This window comes from Opitutia bacterium (assembly GCA_016217545.1).
In the GTDB taxonomy this organism is placed as follows: Bacteria; Verrucomicrobiota; Verrucomicrobiia; order Opitutales; family Opitutaceae; genus Didemnitutus.
The window spans coordinates 125,989-140,938 of record JACRHT010000017.1; the positions used below are offsets into that span (position 1 = coordinate 125,989).

General features: G+C 66.1%; 13 protein-coding genes and 1 tRNA gene. 7 read left to right on the plus strand and 7 right to left on the minus strand.

Translation table 11 applies throughout. The annotated features are described in order from the left end of the window. Nucleotides 1–40 precede the first annotated feature (40 nt). Genes HZA32_16465 through HZA32_16480 form a run of 4 tightly spaced genes read right to left on the minus strand, consistent with a single transcriptional unit; the run spans nt 41 to nt 5,836 of the window. Entirely contained in the window at nt 41–1,471 is a 1,431-nt protein-coding gene (locus HZA32_16465) for a glycoside hydrolase family 30 protein (protein ID MBI5425672.1), read from the minus strand. 3 nt (nt 1,472–1,474) lie between these two features. Then, nucleotides 1,475–2,392 carry a DUF1501 domain-containing protein gene (locus HZA32_16470; protein MBI5425673.1) on the minus strand — a complete coding sequence of 306 codons (918 nt, stop codon included), beginning with the start codon at nt 2,390–2,392 and terminating at the stop codon, nt 1,475–1,477. Then, entirely contained in the window at nt 2,379–3,749 is a 1,371-nt protein-coding gene (locus HZA32_16475; GenBank protein MBI5425674.1) for a beta-glucosidase, read from the minus strand. Before HZA32_16475 ends, HZA32_16470 begins: the two co-directional genes overlap by 14 nt. Next, entirely contained in the window at nt 3,746–5,836 is a 2,091-nt protein-coding gene (locus HZA32_16480; GenBank protein MBI5425675.1) for a glycoside hydrolase family 2 protein, read from the minus strand. Before HZA32_16480 ends, HZA32_16475 begins: the two co-directional genes overlap by 4 nt. Before the next feature lie 245 nt (nt 5,837–6,081). Here HZA32_16480 and HZA32_16485 point away from each other — a divergent pair, with 245 nt between their 5' ends. Beyond that, the gene (locus tag HZA32_16485; GenBank protein ID MBI5425676.1) at nt 6,082–9,159 is read left to right on the plus strand and encodes a TonB-dependent receptor; all 3,078 of its coding nucleotides are present in this window, start codon (nt 6,082–6,084) and stop codon (nt 9,157–9,159) included. A gap of 194 nt (nt 9,160–9,353) precedes the next feature. Here HZA32_16485 and HZA32_16490 read toward each other — a convergent pair. After that, a tRNA-Ala gene (locus HZA32_16490) sits at nt 9,354–9,429 on the minus strand. 183 nt (nt 9,430–9,612) lie between these two features. On the opposite strand from HZA32_16490, the gene HZA32_16495 reads away from it, so the two are divergent. Then, nucleotides 9,613–10,014: a hypothetical protein gene (locus HZA32_16495; protein MBI5425677.1), complete on the plus strand. Its 402-nt coding sequence runs from the start codon at nt 9,613–9,615 to the stop codon at nt 10,012–10,014. A 27-nt stretch (nt 10,015–10,041) separates the two neighbouring features. Here the strand turns inward: HZA32_16495 and HZA32_16500 are convergent, their stop codons facing one another. Next, entirely contained in the window at nt 10,042–10,668 is a 627-nt protein-coding gene (locus HZA32_16500) for a DUF374 domain-containing protein (GenBank protein MBI5425678.1), read from the minus strand. Nucleotides 10,669–10,901: 233 nt separating this feature from the next. On the opposite strand from HZA32_16500, the gene HZA32_16505 reads away from it, so the two are divergent. After that, on the plus strand, nt 10,902–11,384 hold the full coding sequence (locus tag HZA32_16505; protein MBI5425679.1) for a hypothetical protein: 483 nt from the start codon (nt 10,902–10,904) through the stop codon (nt 11,382–11,384). 65 nt (nt 11,385–11,449) lie between these two features. Here the strand turns inward: HZA32_16505 and HZA32_16510 are convergent, their stop codons facing one another. Continuing rightward, nucleotides 11,450–11,683: a ferredoxin gene (locus tag HZA32_16510; GenBank protein MBI5425680.1), complete on the minus strand. Its 234-nt coding sequence runs from the start codon at nt 11,681–11,683 to the stop codon at nt 11,450–11,452. 220 nt (nt 11,684–11,903) lie between these two features. On the opposite strand from HZA32_16510, the gene HZA32_16515 reads away from it, so the two are divergent. Genes HZA32_16515 through HZA32_16530 form a run of 4 tightly spaced genes read left to right on the plus strand, consistent with a single transcriptional unit; the run spans nt 11,904 to nt 14,919 of the window. Next, nucleotides 11,904–12,275 (plus strand): NADH-quinone oxidoreductase subunit A, encoded by a 372-nt coding sequence (locus HZA32_16515; protein MBI5425681.1) that lies wholly within the window; start codon nt 11,904–11,906, stop codon nt 12,273–12,275. Then, complete coding sequence (locus tag HZA32_16520; protein ID MBI5425682.1) at nt 12,272–13,000, plus strand: NADH-quinone oxidoreductase subunit B; 729 nt, start codon at nt 12,272–12,274, stop codon at nt 12,998–13,000. Before HZA32_16515 ends, HZA32_16520 begins: the two co-directional genes overlap by 4 nt. A gap of 3 nt (nt 13,001–13,003) precedes the next feature. Beyond that, on the plus strand, nt 13,004–13,720 hold the full coding sequence (locus tag HZA32_16525) for an NADH-quinone oxidoreductase subunit C (protein MBI5425683.1): 717 nt from the start codon (nt 13,004–13,006) through the stop codon (nt 13,718–13,720). Further along, nucleotides 13,717–14,919, plus strand: coding sequence for an NADH-quinone oxidoreductase subunit D (locus HZA32_16530; GenBank protein MBI5425684.1), 1,203 nt, complete (start codon nt 13,717–13,719; stop codon nt 14,917–14,919). Before HZA32_16525 ends, HZA32_16530 begins: the two co-directional genes overlap by 4 nt. Nucleotides 14,920–14,950: the final 31 nt, after the last annotated feature.

A 14,950-nucleotide genomic window follows, 5' to 3' on the forward strand; every position in this document is an offset into this window, starting at 1 on the left:
ATACTGCCCGAAACTGGTCGAGTTGTGGTCGGGGCCGCGCTCACTTCGCCGCCGGCGCGACCAGCGTCATGATCGAATGCGCGGGACTCGTGGTCGCGGCGACACCCTCGCGACCGAGGCTCAGCACGAACGGCTGCGCTTTGTCACCGGTGTTGAGCACCACGATCGCCGTCGTGCCGTCGGGATTGACGAAGGCCGTGCTCTCGAGTTCGTCGGTCGTGGTCGAGGCGATTACGCGGCGCGCGCCGGGGCGGATGAATTTCGAGAAGTGTCCGATGTAGTAGAACGAATTCATCCAGAGCAGCTCGCCGGTGCGCGTGTCGCCGTGCACGGGCGCATAGCAGAAATTCTGCACGTGGTTCGGCCCGCCGGTTTCGTCGAGGAGGATGTTCCAATCGGTCCAGCCTTCGGCGCCGTTGTTCAGGTCACGCAGGATCGAGGTGCCGTAACGCTCGCCCCAGTGCCACTCGTTCATCTTCGCGCGATCCCACGGGTAAAGGCACGCCTCCGTCAGCATCAGGTGCGTGTTCGGAAACGCCTCCTGCACGCGCTTCACGTTCTCGAAGGCGTCGTTGACATACCAATGGAAGCCAACGCCCCAGACGAACTTCGCCGCCGCCGGATCCTCCAGCATCACGCGCGCGCGGTCATACATCAGCGTGCGGTTGTGGTCCCAGACGATCAGCTTGCGGTCGCCGAGGCCGCGTTGAGCGAGCGTGGGCCCGAGGTTATCGCGCACGAAATCGCGCTCGGCCTCCGCGGTGAAAATGCACGACTCCCACTTCTGCACCGCCATCGGCTCGTTTTGCACCGTGAGGCCCCACACCGGCACGCCGGCCGCCTCGTAGGCGTGCACGAATTTGGCCAGATACTCCGCCCACACCGCCGCAAACTCCGGCTTGAGCGTGCCGCCGTGCAGCATCTCGCCGTTGCTCTTCATCCAACCCGGCGGACTCCACGGGCTCGCATAGAGCGTGAGCTTGCCGCCGGCCGCCGCGATCGCGTCGCGAATGAACGGCAGACGGTAGCGCTCGTCGTGCGCGAGGGAGAAGGTCTTCAGCTCGCGATCGCCATCAGCGACGTAGGTGTAGCTGCCACTCGAGAAATCGCACGAATGGATGTTCGTTCGCGCCAGCGTGTAGCCGATGCCGTCGCGCGGATCGAAATACGCCCGCAGCAACTCGCGGCGCTTCGCCTCGGGCAGCTTCGCGTAGGTTTCCGCCGCGGCGTCGGTGAGCGCGCCGCCGATGCCGACCATCGTCTGGAATTGCTTCGAGCAATCGACGAACACGTAAGCCGTCTTCTCGGTCATCTCCGGCGCGGCATGCAGCGCCAGCGGCTCCTGTCGGGCGAGCCGCGCCCCGCCCTCCTGCGCCGTGAGGTAGACTTCTACGTTCGAGCCGCTCGCGAACGCGAACGGCGCGTGGCCAAGGGTGAGTGCGGCCGCGAGGCCGAGGAATGTGGAACGCATAAATCAGGTGAGCACCGGCAGCGATTTGAACGTGGCGCCAGCGCCTTCCGCCCAACCGAGCCAGCTTTCGCAGGTCGCAATCACGCGACGATGGTCGATGACCGGCGCGGCCACCGTCGGATCGAACCGGCCGAGCACGCCGCCACGCACGCCCGGGCCGATGAAGCAGCACGGACCGGCCGCCGCGTGGTCGGTGCCGGAGAATTCGTTCTCCGCCAGCGTGCGACCGAACTCCGAAAACGCCACCGTCAGCACACGCTCCGCGACGCCACGCCGGGCAAGCGCGCGCTGGAGCTGCGCCACGCCGCGCGCGAACGCAGCGATGGCCGCATCGTGCGCGACGCGCTGGTCGAAATGCGTGTCGAAGCCACCGAGCCGCACGAAAAACACCTCCGTCTCGTCGCGCGCTGCGGCCTCTGTGCCCACGCGGGCGAGAGATGCCGAAAAGTCGCCGCTCAGCTCCGTCACCGTCGCGTTGCCACGCGCGAACCACGGCGTTGTCTCGATTTCCTCGGGCGCGCCGCCGCTAAGCCATACCTGCGTCGCGCGGTAGTGGCTGAGGCTCGCCGGCGCCAAACCGACCTGCGGCACGATGCCCAACTCGCCGCGCTCGAACAGCGGCGCGAGGTCGCTCGCAGCACGATTCAGCCAGAGCGATTCGCTAAGGCGCAACAGCTCCGGGCGGCGCAGCGCCAACGTGGGGCGCGCGCGATAGTAGTCGTCGGAGTCAGCCGGCACGAACGTGCTCCAGCCATCGTGTCCGCCAGCGAGATGGATCAGCACGAGCGTGCGCGGGTCGCCCGCCGCGGCGCGAAAAACGCTCTCGTTGACGAGCGGCGCGGCCGCGACAGCGGCGCCGGCGAGGCCGAGCGTGCGCACGAAGGCGCGTCGGGAAAAGGGAGCGGCGTCAGACGAGGGCATTGGCGTTCATCACTTCGCGATACCAGAGCGCGCTGGCCTTCGGCGTGCGCTGCTGCGTCGTGAAATCGTTATACACGAGCCCGAACCTCCGCGCGTAGCCATCGGCCCACTCGAAGTTGTCCATCAGCGACCACGCAAAGTAGCCGAGCGTCGGCACGCCGTCGCGGAGGCCGCGGTGCAGTTCGCCGAGGCAGGCGCGGATGTATTCGAGGCGGTGCAGGTCGTTCACCTGCCCGTGCACCGGCGGCGCCTCGTCGTAGCCGGCGCCGTTTTCGGTGATGACGACGGCCTTCGCGCCGAAGACTTCGACCGCGTGCCGCGGCCCCCAGTAGAGCGCGCGAGAATTCCAACGGAGCCACGGGCTGTCCGCGACCGGGTAGTGCTCGGGCACGCGCACGAACTCCGGCTCGCCGTTCGCACCGGCGCGCACGAAATCGCCGGAGTAGATGTTCATGCCGAGAAAATCCGTCGGTGCGGCGATCAGTGCCATGTCGCCGGGCGCGATTTTCGGCAGCCAGCCTTTCGTGTGCTTCTGGTAGATCTCGCCATAGGCGCCGGTGAAAATCGGCTCGAGGATGCGGCAATTCTGCCGCGCGAACGCTACGCGCGCCGCGGCGATGTTTTCCGGTGTTTCGCTGACCGGCGTGATGGCGCGCGAGTTGTCGGTGAGGCCGACGAGCGCACCTTTGCCGCCATGCTCGCGCACGGCGCGGACGCCGTGGCCGTGGCAGAGCACGGCATGATGGAACGCCTGATGCACGGTCGCGAAATCCTCTTTGCGCCCCGGCGCGTGGCGTCCGACCGAGTAGCCGTTGTCCACAAAGACGGCGATTTCGTTCAGCGTGATCCAATTCTTCACGCGATCGCCGTAGGTCTTGACCAGCGTGTCCGCGTAGTCGGCGAAGGCGTCGACCACCTGCCGCGTCGGCCAGCCGCCCTTCGCCTCGAGCGCCTGCGGCAGATCCCAGTGAAACATCGTCACCCACGGCGTGATGCCGCGCGCGAGCATCGCGTCGAGCAAGCGTGAGTAGAAATCGAGCCCACGACGGTTGAGCGTGCCGACGCCGTCCGGCATGATCCGCGGCCACGCAATCGACAGCCGGTAGTGCTTCACGCCGAGATCGACCATCAGGTCGAGGTCCTCGCGCCACCGGTGATAGTGGTCGCACGCGACGGCGGGCGTGTCGCCGTTCTTCACCGCGCCGGGTCGGCGGGCGAACACGTCCCAGATCGACTCGCCCTTGCCGTCTTCCTGCGCGGCGCCCTCGACTTGGGCGGAAGCAGACGCGGCGCCCCACGCGAAATCGGCGGGAAACGGACGGGCGGCAGAAGGCGCGGCGAGCGAGAGCTTAGTCATGGGGTGGCGGGTTTCGGAGGAAGACAGGTGAAAGTGATCGCGTCGGACAGCGTGCCAGCGCGCACGACGACGTGGTGCTCTCCGGGCGCGAGTTCGACCGGCCAGCGGAAGCGGTGTTCGTCGCTCTCGATGACGCCGAGCGACTTGCCATCGAGCCAGAGTTCGACGCGCGGCGCATTGGAGTAAGCCTTCAACTCCGCGCGGCCCGCCGGGCGCTCCGTCCAGCGGCGGCTCGTCAGGTAGAGCACCGGCTCGTCGCTCCAGTTGGCTTTATACCAGAAGAACGCGTCCTTCCTCATGCGACGATCGTAGGTGACGAGTCCCTTGTCGTTCATACCAGGATTGCTGCCCTCGTTGCGCGCATCGACGGCGAAATCGAACATGTTCCAGATGAACTTGCACCAGAGAAACGGCCGCGCGTGAAACGCCAGCCAGTGCGTCTCGTGGTAATCGTTTTGATATTCCTCGGGATGCCACGGACCGGCGTGCGGCGGCTTGCGCGCGGGCCATTCGTGCTGTGCGGGATTGGCGCCCGCGCCGTATTCGCTGATGCCGAAGCGCAACGCTGGATAACGCTGGTGCGCGTCGTCGAGCCAGCGGCCGATCTCGTCGGCGCGGCCGTGATACCAGCCGTAGTAGCGGTTGAAAGCGGTGACCTCCGTGAGGAAATTCCGCGCATCCTCGGCCTGATGATTCGACGCGTAGACCGACGGGCGGGTCGGATCCTCGGCCTTCGCCGTCTGAGCGAGCGCGGCGAGGACGCGGCCGGACTCGACGCCGTTGACGCGGATCGGGCCGGAGGATTTCTCGCCGTCCTCGCGCGTCTCGTTGCCGACGCCCCAGACGACGATCGCGGGCCGGTTGTAGTTTTGGCGGATCAACTCGCGGAGCTGCTGCCGGGCGTTCTCGAGGTAGTGCGCGCCCGCGGGCACCTCGTTGACGACGGGAATTTCCGCCCACGCCACCAACCCGCTCTCGTCCGCCAGATCGAACCAGAGCGGCGACTGCTGGTAATGCGCGACACGCACCGCGGTCGCACCCATCTCGCGGATCAGCGCGAAGTCCTCGCGCTCGTCCGCCTCGCTGATGGCCCAGCCTTTGCCAATGCGATCCTGGTGACGGCTGACTCCGTGAAGATCGAGCGGATGACCGTTGAGGAAAAATCCCTTGTCCGCATCGATGCGGAACGACCGCACGCCGAAGCGCTGCTCGAGCGCGTCGCGCGCGGCGCCGTCGGCGTGCACGATCACGCTGGCGCGGTAGAGGTGCGGGTCGCGCTGACCGTCCCACAGCCGCGGGTGCGCGAGCGTGAAATCGACACTGTTGTGCGCCGTCGCGCCCGCAGGGAAATCGGCGGCTTTGCGCGCGGTGCCGACCACGTTTCCGGCCGCGTCGCGGAGCACCACCTCGATCTCGCCGCGCGTGTCTTGCGTCGCATCGTTGCGCACGAGCACCACGACGCAGACGCCCGCGCTCTCGGCTGTCACATGCTGGCTGGTGATGTAGACGCCGGGCGAGGCGTGGTCCATCAGCTCGACGTGGAGATCGTCCACGCCGACGAGCCGCACGCCGCGATAGAGGCCGCCGAAGAACGTGAAGTCCGCACTGAACGGCGCGGTGCCGTCGGGCGCATTGCTCACGGCGACAGCGAGGACGTTTTCGCCGGCGCGGTTCAGCGCCGCCGTGGTGTCGAAGCGGAAACGCGCGAAGCCGCCGACGTGTTCGCCGAGAAGTTGGCCGTTGAGAAAGACCTTCGCGGCGCGGCTCGCGCCGTCGAATTCGAGAAATACGCGCTTCGCCGCCCATTCGGGCCCGAGCGTGAAGCGCCGCAGATACCAGCCGGTGCCGCGCGCGTAGTCGCCACCACCGTCGGCGCCGTCGCGGGCGTTCCACGTATGCGGCAACGCGATCTCGGTCCACTGCGCCGTGTCCGCGAGCGTGGGCGTCGACGGGAGTTCGCCGAAGCGGAAGCGCCACGCGTCCGTCAGCTCTTGCGCGACGCGTGCCGGCGCAGCGGCACACGCGAGGGAAACGATGAAATAGGCCGCGCACGACCAGACGAAGCGGCGGATTGACCGAAGGGGCATGGGGAAAAGCACAGCAGCACGGCCCGCGCGCGGAAACCACTCCGCCCGCAGCCGACGCACTCTACCGCAGCGGACCGCGAACGCCATCCCTCATTGGAGGGGCGTCCGTATGCGCGCCCTCCCTCCAACGAGGGATGCGGCTCACCGCGCCGCGCGATAATCTCCCCGCGCTCGCACGCACCCCAACGGCGCGTCCGCCACGTCGAGCACCGCTTCTACCCGCGGCCTCATCCCCTAGCACCTCCATGAAACGATCCCTACCCATCCGGGCGCTTGCTGCGCTCGTCTCCCTCGCGTGCGCAGTCGTCGCGTTCGGCCAGAACGCCACCGGCACGATCGCCGGTCACGTCTACAACGTCGTGACCAAGGAATATCCCCGCGACGCCATCGTGCGCGTCGAAGGCACCGATCTCTCCACCGTCTCCGAGACGAGCGGCTACTTTTCGCTCGCCCGCGTGCCGGCCGGCGAGGTCACGCTCACCGTCACCTACCTCGGCCTGCCGCCGGTCTCGATGAAGATCACCGTCGTCGCCGGCGAGACCACGAATCAGGAAATCGAGGTCGGCACCGCCAACGCCGCGAAGAGCGAGACCGTCGTGCAGTTGCAGTCCTTCACCGTCACGGCCGAGAAGGACGGCAACGCCAAAGCGCTCTCGCGCCAGAAGAACTCGATGAACATGAGCCGCTCCGTCGCCTCCGACGCGTTCGGCAACATCACCGAGGGCAACGTCGGCGAGTTCCTCAAGTTCCTCCCCGGCGTCGAACTCGAATACGTCGAGGCCGACACCCGCGGCCCGCGCATCGGCGGCATGAGCTCCGAATACGCCTCCGTCACGCTCGACGGCAAGAACATCGCCAGCGCCGACTCGTTCGGCCAATACGTCGGCTTCGAGAACTCCGCCTCCGGCACCGCGAACCGCTCCTTCGGTTTCGACAGCATCTCGATCAACAGCATCGAATCGATCGAGATCAACCGCGTCACCAGCGCCGCGATGGATGCCAACGCGCCCGCCGGCAACATCAACCTGAAGACGAAAAAGGCCTTCGACCGCAAAGGCCGCCACTTCGGCGCCACGCTCTCCACCGTGCTGAACTCGCAGGAATTCACGCTGGGCGCCACGCCCGGACCCGGTGACCGCGTCGGCCGCAAATGGCGCCCGAACTTCAACGGCTACTACTCCGACATTTTCCTGAACAACCGCCTCGGCGTCATCCTCAACTTCCAGGAATCGAATCTCTACAACGAGCAATACCGCGTCGACCACACCTACAACCGCACACCGGTCGCTCCCGACACGCGCGCGCAGGTCCTCACGCAGGTGCTCCTGAAGGACGGCCCGAAGTGGACCAACCGCGGCAGCTACACCGCGACCTTCGACTTCCGCGCCACGCCGAACCTCACGCTCTCGCTCAACGCGCTCTTCAGCCGCTACCACGCGCAATTCTACAACCGCCAGGTCACCGCCATCGCCGGCGGCACCCGCGCGACCGTCCCCGGCGACGGCGTCCTCACCTACGGCTCCTCGCCCGCCAACGCCGGCAGCCTCCAGTTCGGCGGCGGCAACGGCGCCAAGTTCACCAACACGCTCACCTTCTCGCCCAGCTTCGAATACCGCCGCGAGAATCTCCGCCTCGACGGCTCGTTCACCACGTCGCATTCGCGCAACGACTACGACAACCTCGCGCACAAGCTCGTCGCGAACACCACGGTGAACAACGTCACCGGCATCGGTTTCACCGCCACGCGCTCCGCGCCCGACGCGGCCGACTGGCAGATCGTGCAGACCGGCGGCTCCGATTGGACCAACCTCGCGCTGCAGACCAACCCGCGCCTCTCCGACGACAACCGCCAGAACACGATCGACATCAAGTCCGGCGACGTGAACGCGCGCTACACGCTGCCGTTCCGCATCCCGTCCTTCCTCCAGTTCGGCGCCAAGCGCACCCGCAATTATCAGTGGGCGCGCAACTCGAACGACTCCGACAAGTGGCTCTACGTCGGCCCCGGCGGCGGCACGACCGGCTCATTCGCCAACTTCCCCTCACCCTTCGTGCTCTTCCAAGGCGGCAATCAGCCCGGCGTCGTTTTCACGTCGATCAACGGCGGCGGCGCACCCGCATTCCCCGATCGCGACACGATCGGCCATCTCTTCTCGGAGCACCCGGAGTATTTCGTCCGCACGCTCCCGACCAGCGCGACCGGTTCGTCGACCTCCGGCGTGAGCCTCGCGAACTACGAGTCCGGCATGTATCTCAACCAGCCGACCTACGACGTGAAGGAAACCGTCACCGCCGGCTACCTCATGGGCAACACGCGCATCCAGAAACTCATTCTCCAAGGTGGCGTGCGCTACGAGCTCACCGAAATCGACTCCACCGAGCTCGACCCGTATTCCAACCAGCAGGTCGCCGCGGCCGGTTATCCCGTCACCGCTGCGCTCGCGCCGAACAGCATCTCGGCGATCGACTACAAGTATTCCCGCCCGCGCGTGCAGCGCCACGGCGACTACGCCGACTACTTCCCGAGCGCCACGGCGAAATACTCGATCCTCCCGAACCTCCTCGTCGATTTCGGCTGGGGCAAAACCATCCGCCGTCCCGACCTCGGCAAGATCAGCGGCACGCGCCAGATCAACGACGACGCGCTGCAGATCAACACGCCCAACCCGAACCTGCTCCCCGAGCGCTCCAAGAAAATGGCCGCCTCGCTCAGCTACTTCTTCGGCAGCACCGGCGTGAACAACATCCAAGTCGTCGCCAGCCGCAGCAAGGTCACGAACAAGACGCTCCAAAAAACCCTCACCTCCGAGGAATACGGCAACACGGACCCCGACTACGACGGCTACGATTTCATCAGCTACACCAGCGCTCCGCTGCCCATCACCTACAGCTCGATGGAATACTCCTACCAGCAATACCTGAACTTCCTCCCGAAGTTCATGCAGGGCACGTCGCTGACCGCTTCCTACACGCGCACCTACGTCGAGACCCCGCCCACGCAGGTCATCCTCGGCGTCATCCCGCACACGCTCAAGGGCACGCTCGCGCACCGCAACAAGTGGTTCAACCTGAGCTTCAGCGCCATCTGGCAGGACGATTCCGGGCCTTTCCAGGCCTCCAACCGCTACCAGAAGCGCAACACCAAGTGCGATCTCAGCGGCGCGTTCATCATCAACGAGCGGCTCCAGTTCTTCTTCGCCGGCCGCAACATCTTCGAGACACCGCACCTCCTGATGGAAAAGAGCGCCGGCAACCCCGACGTGCTCTTCCGCTACGAGAACTACGGCACGAACTGGACGTTCGGCATCCGCGGCAACTTCTAACCCTTCGGGTCCAACCTGCCGCGACGGAGCAGTCGGCGGCAGGCGTGGAAGGCGAGCGGGGGCTCGCCATCCCTCCCGCGGGCCGGCAGCAATGCCGGCCCGTTTTCTTTGGCCCGCCCGAGAGCCGAACTCGCCTCCCCAAAAACGACCGGCCGCCGAACGAAAGTCGGCGGCCGGATGCGTTTTAGGAAATTTGGTGGAGCAGATCGGGATCAAACCGACGACCTCGTCGTTGCGAACGACGCGCTCTATCAACTGAGCTACTGCCCCGGAGGGAGGTGTTTGTTTGCAGGCCGATTTCGCCGGAGTAAATCAAAATTTTTCGGTCACCACGCAGATGTTGCCGTAAATCTTCCGACGGCCCGCCGCGTCTGGCCCTGAATTTGCTGTTGCACCGCCCAACCAGCGGCGGGAAACAGACCCTCCGCCAGTCGAACCCATTCAATTTAAACCATGAAGAAGACCACCAAGAAGGCAGCCGCCCCCGCGGCCGCCGCTCCGAAAGCCACCAAAGCGCCCGCCAAAGCCCCGGCCAAGAAAGCCGCGACTCCCACCGCCGCCGCGCCCGCCGCTCGCCGCAAGTCCGAGCCGCCCGCCCCGCCGGCCACGGTCATTTCCGCGCGCCTCGACATCGGCTTTGGCAACCACCTCTACCTCCGCGGCGAAGGCCCGGGCCTCAGCTGGGACCACGGCGTCGCGATGGACTGCATCGCCGCCGACGGCTGGGCCGCCACGCTCAAGGGCGCGACCGCTCCCGTCGTGTTCAAGGTCCTGATCAACGACGTCACCTGGTGCACCGGCAACGACTACGTCGTCGAACCCGGCCAGAGCGTCACCGTCACGCCCACCTTCTGAGCGAACGCTCAGTCGCCACCACCGCGATCAGTCCGTATCCGGATTGATCGCGCACAACGCAGCGCGGACATCGTCCGCGCTGATTTTTTCTCCGTCCGCGCGCACCGGCTCCAGCACCGTGCAACGCAATTTCACCCGCGAGAACGGCCACGGGACATAGAGCCGGTCCCAGCTCCGCAGGCGCTTCGCGCGCGTGAACTCCGCCCCGAGCAGCACCATCGGCGCATTCAACCGCCGCGTCACCACCAGCACGCCCGGCTCGACCACATACATCGGACCGCGCGGACCATCCGGGGTGATGCCGATGTCGTGTCCCTCGCGCATCCGCTCGATGAGCAGGCGCGCCGCCTCGCGTCCGAGATTGCTGCTCGAGCCGCGCACCGGATGGATGCCGATCATCCGATAAAACGCCGCGAGCCACGCGCCGTCCTTGCTCGCGCTCACGAGACCGTAGACGCGCCGCTGCGTGCGAAACCGGCGAAAGAACTCCGGCGAGAGGAACAGCCGGTTGTGCCAGAGCACGATCGCCGCCGGCACGTCGGACTTCGCGAGGCGCTTCGCCGTCTCGGCATCGACCTCGTAGCGCAATGTGCGCACCCAGATGCGCAGCAGCGCGGCCACGCACCACAACGCCGCGCGACGCCAGCCGCGCACTTCGTTGATCAAATCTGAGGTCTGCTCTTCCAGAGCCCCCGTTATGCGCGGAGCCGGGCCCGCCCGCCAAGCTCAACTTCGCCCGCCCCGCCTCCAAATCGTTCTCGTTCTCATTCTCTTTCTCGTTCTCTCTGCCTCCGCCCGACCCGAGAGAACGAGAACGACCACGAGAAAGAGAACGAGTGCACCACTCCCTCCCGCCCTGCCCCCACCTGCCCGCACCGCCCGCGGCCATGGACGCCGGCGCGCTCACGGCTCACGGCGAAGCACGCGATGCGGCGTTCTACCTCACTGCGCTGACCTACGGCCATTATCTCTGGCGACGCGGCCTCGCCGCGCGCGCCACACTCTGCCTCGACCGTGCGCTCGGCGCGGATTTGCGCGGCGATGAACCGATCCTGCGCAACTGGCCGCTGCCCTACGCCGCGATGCGCTGGTTTCTCGCCCACACGCCGGCGGACATCTTCATCGGCAACCCGCGCGTGCATTTTCAACACCTCGCCGACCGCATGAACGAGCCGCGCCGCGACCAGCGCCGCTGGCGCGCTTGGGCGTGCTGGGCCATTGCCCGCGCCGCTCGACCCGAGTGGCCCGCCGATCCGAAGCACCGCGTCGTCGAACCGACCCTCGACGAAATCGCCGCGCGCCTCGCGGCTCACGGCATCGACGGCGAAGTCGCACTGTGGCGCGGCGTCCTCGAGTCGCGCGCCCTATAAAGCGTAAACCGGCCCGGCGCTAAGCGCCGCGGCCGGTTGAACACACGAACTAACACACAAATTGGTTACTCGCCGTCGTCGCCGATCGAGGCGGTGGCGCAAGCGTCGATCGCTTCCTTGCACTTGGCGACTTCCTCGTCGCTGACCGGCTGCTTCACCACGAACGACGTGCCGGTGTCTTCGTTGCGACCGAAGTGATCCGGCGCGATGACGCGGCATTGGTCGCAGTCGATGCAGCTCGAGTCGACGTAGAAGCGACCCGCGACGTTGTAGGAGAGACGATCAGTGAGAGTGGCCATGGTGGAGGAGTGGAGTGACGCGCTCACTTTAGCGTGTCATCGCGCACCCCGCTCACCACGCTTTGCCGGGCACTTCGCGTTTCTTGGCGGAGTGATATTAGTTGCACCGGCCCTAATCGCGCGGCCCAGCCAACGGATGATTAGCTTCTGACAATTAACGGAACGGTTCCGGCGTTGAATAGAAGTTGGCAGATTCCGAAGCTGCCCTTACCAAAAAAACATGAACGGCCATCCCCACGCATTCCTGGCCCTCTTCCTTGGCGTAGCTGTCGCCTTCCCGTTGATCCTTTTGGGTGTCGCCCGGCTTTGGGTGCTGTTTTTCCAACCGGCCAAGCCCAACGCCCTCAAGAACGCTGTCTACGAGTGCGGCCTCCCGCCGCAGGGCGAGTCGTGGATCCAGTTCAAGGCGCACTACTATCTCTACGCGATTCTGTTCCTGATCTTCGACGTCGAAGTGCTGTTCCTTCTGCCCTTCGCCGTCGCCTTCACCGGCCTGCCCGCGGGCGCGTTGTTCGCGATGCTGGTGTTCATCCTTCTTCTCGCCGAAGGCCTCGTGTGGGCCTGGGCACGCGGCCACCTCAACTGGAAATGAGCGACGCTCCCTCCACGCCTTCTCCTGCGGCGCAGCCGCTGGACGAATCTCGCCGTAGCTCACCGAGCGAAGGCGGAAACGCTCCGACGCCGTTCCCCGCCGCCGGAAACATCTCCGACGCGGAGCGCGAAGAGCTCCGCCGCAACGGCATCCTGCTCACCTCGCTCGAGGAGCTCTACAACTGGGGTCGCGCCAACTCCATCTGGCCGCTCCAGTTCGGCCTCGCCTGCTGCGCCATCGAGATGATCGCCGCCGCCACCGCGCGCTTCGACATCGCCCGTTTCGGCGCCGAGATCTTCCGCCCGTCCCCGCGCCAGGCCGACCTCATGATCGTCTCCGGCACCGTCACCAAGAAGATGGCGCCGAACGTCGTCCGCCTCTGGAACCAGATGCCCGAGCCGAAATACTGCATCGCGATGGGCGCGTGCGCGATTTCCGGCGGCCCGTTCAAGCAGGGCTACAACGTCCTCAAAGGCATCGACCGCTTCATCCCTGTCGACATCTACATCCCCGGCTGCCCGCCGCGCCCGGAGGCGTTGCTCAACGGCCTGATCGAACTACAGAAGAAGATCCAGACCGAGAAGGTCGCTGGCCCGCAGGCCGCCAAGCACCTCCGCTCCGACGTGCAAAGCGAGTTCCCCGTCCCGACCTACGGCGAGCACGACATCATCCCGACCAAGAACCCCGACGTGTGGTCGCCGCCGTCGCTCCCGCGCAAAGCCTGAGCCATGGAAACGCTCGAACAAATCCGCGATCGCATCGCCACGCGCTTCCCCGGCGCCCAAGTCTCGATCCAGCTCAACCCCGGCGCCGCGGCCGAGCACTCGCTGCTCATCGACTCGAAGCTCGGCCGCGAGATCGCGCTCTTTCTCCGCGACGACGAGGCGCTCCAATTCGACTACTGCTCCAACGCCACCGGCGTCGACTGGCTCGACAAGGAAATCGTCGACGTGAAGAAGACCACCGTGCCTGACGCCGCCGGCGGCCCGGCCAAGGTCGTTGAAGAGAAGACCAAGCGCACCGAGCCCGGCTACCTCGAGGCTGTCTATCACCTTTACTCGATGGCCTTGAAGCACGGCCCGGTCGTCATCCGCATGCGCACCGGCAACCGCAGCGACAACGTGACGCTCCCCTCGCTCACGCCCGTCTGGCGCTCCTGCGATTTCCAAGAGCGCGAAATCTTCGATCTCTACGGCATCGTCTTCGAAGGCCACCCGGACCTCCGCCGCCTGCTCATGTGGGACGAGTTCAAGGACCACCCGATGCGCAAGGACTACGTCTCGCCGGACGACTTCGAATACGAACCGACCCCGCACGACGCCGTCCTCGCCCGCGCCAAGGCGCATTATCCGGCACCCGCTCCTGTAGCCGGGGTCGCCGACCCCGGCCCGGGCTCCACGAGCCCGGCTACAAAACCCGCGGCCCAACCGGAGGTGAAGCCATGAGTTTCTCCGATCTCTCAGCTCTCAACTCTCAGCTCTCAGCTCCCGCCGGTCTCGGCGGGCTCCGAGGTCCGACCGTCCGCGCCGTGAAAGACCCGTTCCACGGCGACCTGCTCGAGGTCTCGATGGGACCGCAACACCCGTCCACCCACGGCGTGTTCCGCATGGTTGCGACGCTCGACGGCGAGCAGATCGTGAAGCTGAAGCCCGTCTTCGGCTACCTGCACCGCAACCACGAAAAGATCGCCGAAGGCACGAGCTACCTCGGCTCGATGCCCTACACGGACCGACTCGACTACCTCTGCTCGATGTCGACCAACTGGGCCTACGCGATGGCGGTCGAGAAACTCGCCGGCCAAGCCGTGCCCGACCGCGCGCAATACCTCCGCGTCATCCTCGCGGAAATGACGCGCTTGGTGAACCACACCTGCCTCGTCGGCTTCCTCTTCAACGACCTCGGCACCTCGTTCACGCCACTCCTCTACGGCTTCCGCGAGCGCGAGAAGTTCCTCGACCTCTTCGAGGCGCTCAGCGGCTCGCGCATGATGTGCAACTTCCAGCGCTTCGGCGGCTGCCGCGTCGATCCCTCGCCCGAGTGGCTCGCCGCCGCGCAGAAGCTCGTGGCCGATTACCCGCGCTTCCTCGACGAGTGGGAGCAGATGCTCACCGGCAACGAGATCATGCTGGCCCGCACGCAGGGCGTCGGCGTCCTCGACGCGAAGAAAGCGATCAACGCCGGCATCACCGGCCCGTGCCTCCGTGCCTCCGGCTACAACTACGACCTCCGCAAGGTTGACGGCTACGGCTTCTACCCGCGCTTCGACTTCCGCGTCCCGCTCGGCGCGCACGGCGACACCTACGACCGCTACATGCTCCGCATTCTCGAAATGCGCGAGTCGGTCAAAATCCTCGAGCAAGCCTTCCGCGATCTCCCCGCCGGCCCGGTCATGGACCCGAAAGCGAAGATCCGCGGCTTCCGCCCGAAGGCCGGCGAAGCCTACGGCCGCATCGAAGGCCCGAAGGGCGAACTCGGTTTCTATCTCATCAGCGACGGCACGCCCAATCCGTATCGTTACCGCGTCCGTCCGCCCACGCTCATCAACCTGACGCTGCTCGAGGAAATGTGCCTCGGCCACACCATCGCCGACTCCGTCGTCATCCTCGGCAGCATCGACATCGTCCTGGGCGAGGTCGATCGCTGACCGGCCCTCAACTCTCAACCCTCAGCTCTCA

Excerpts from the sequence above, each read along its gene's own strand:
- HZA32_16505 (MBI5425679.1), top strand. The coding sequence starts at position 10,902 with ATGGACGCCGGCGCGCTCACGGCTCACGGCGAAGCACGCGATGCGGCG.
- HZA32_16470 (MBI5425673.1), bottom strand. The coding sequence starts at position 2,392 with ATGCCCTCGTCTGACGCCGCTCCCTTTTCCCGACGCGCCTTCGTGCGC.
- HZA32_16475 (MBI5425674.1), bottom strand. The coding sequence starts at position 3,749 with ATGACTAAGCTCTCGCTCGCCGCGCCTTCTGCCGCCCGTCCGTTTCCC.
- HZA32_16495 (MBI5425677.1), top strand. The coding sequence starts at position 9,613 with ATGAAGAAGACCACCAAGAAGGCAGCCGCCCCCGCGGCCGCCGCTCCG.
- HZA32_16465 (MBI5425672.1), bottom strand. The coding sequence starts at position 1,471 with ATGCGTTCCACATTCCTCGGCCTCGCGGCCGCACTCACCCTTGGCCAC.
- HZA32_16485 (MBI5425676.1), top strand. The coding sequence starts at position 6,082 with ATGAAACGATCCCTACCCATCCGGGCGCTTGCTGCGCTCGTCTCCCTC.
- HZA32_16520 (MBI5425682.1), top strand. The coding sequence starts at position 12,272 with ATGAGCGACGCTCCCTCCACGCCTTCTCCTGCGGCGCAGCCGCTGGAC.
- HZA32_16515 (MBI5425681.1), top strand. The coding sequence starts at position 11,904 with ATGAACGGCCATCCCCACGCATTCCTGGCCCTCTTCCTTGGCGTAGCT.
- HZA32_16525 (MBI5425683.1), top strand. The coding sequence starts at position 13,004 with ATGGAAACGCTCGAACAAATCCGCGATCGCATCGCCACGCGCTTCCCC.
- HZA32_16510 (MBI5425680.1), bottom strand. The coding sequence starts at position 11,683 with ATGGCCACTCTCACTGATCGTCTCTCCTACAACGTCGCGGGTCGCTTC.
- HZA32_16530 (MBI5425684.1), top strand. The coding sequence starts at position 13,717 with ATGAGTTTCTCCGATCTCTCAGCTCTCAACTCTCAGCTCTCAGCTCCC.
- HZA32_16480 (MBI5425675.1), bottom strand. The coding sequence starts at position 5,836 with ATGCCCCTTCGGTCAATCCGCCGCTTCGTCTGGTCGTGCGCGGCCTAT.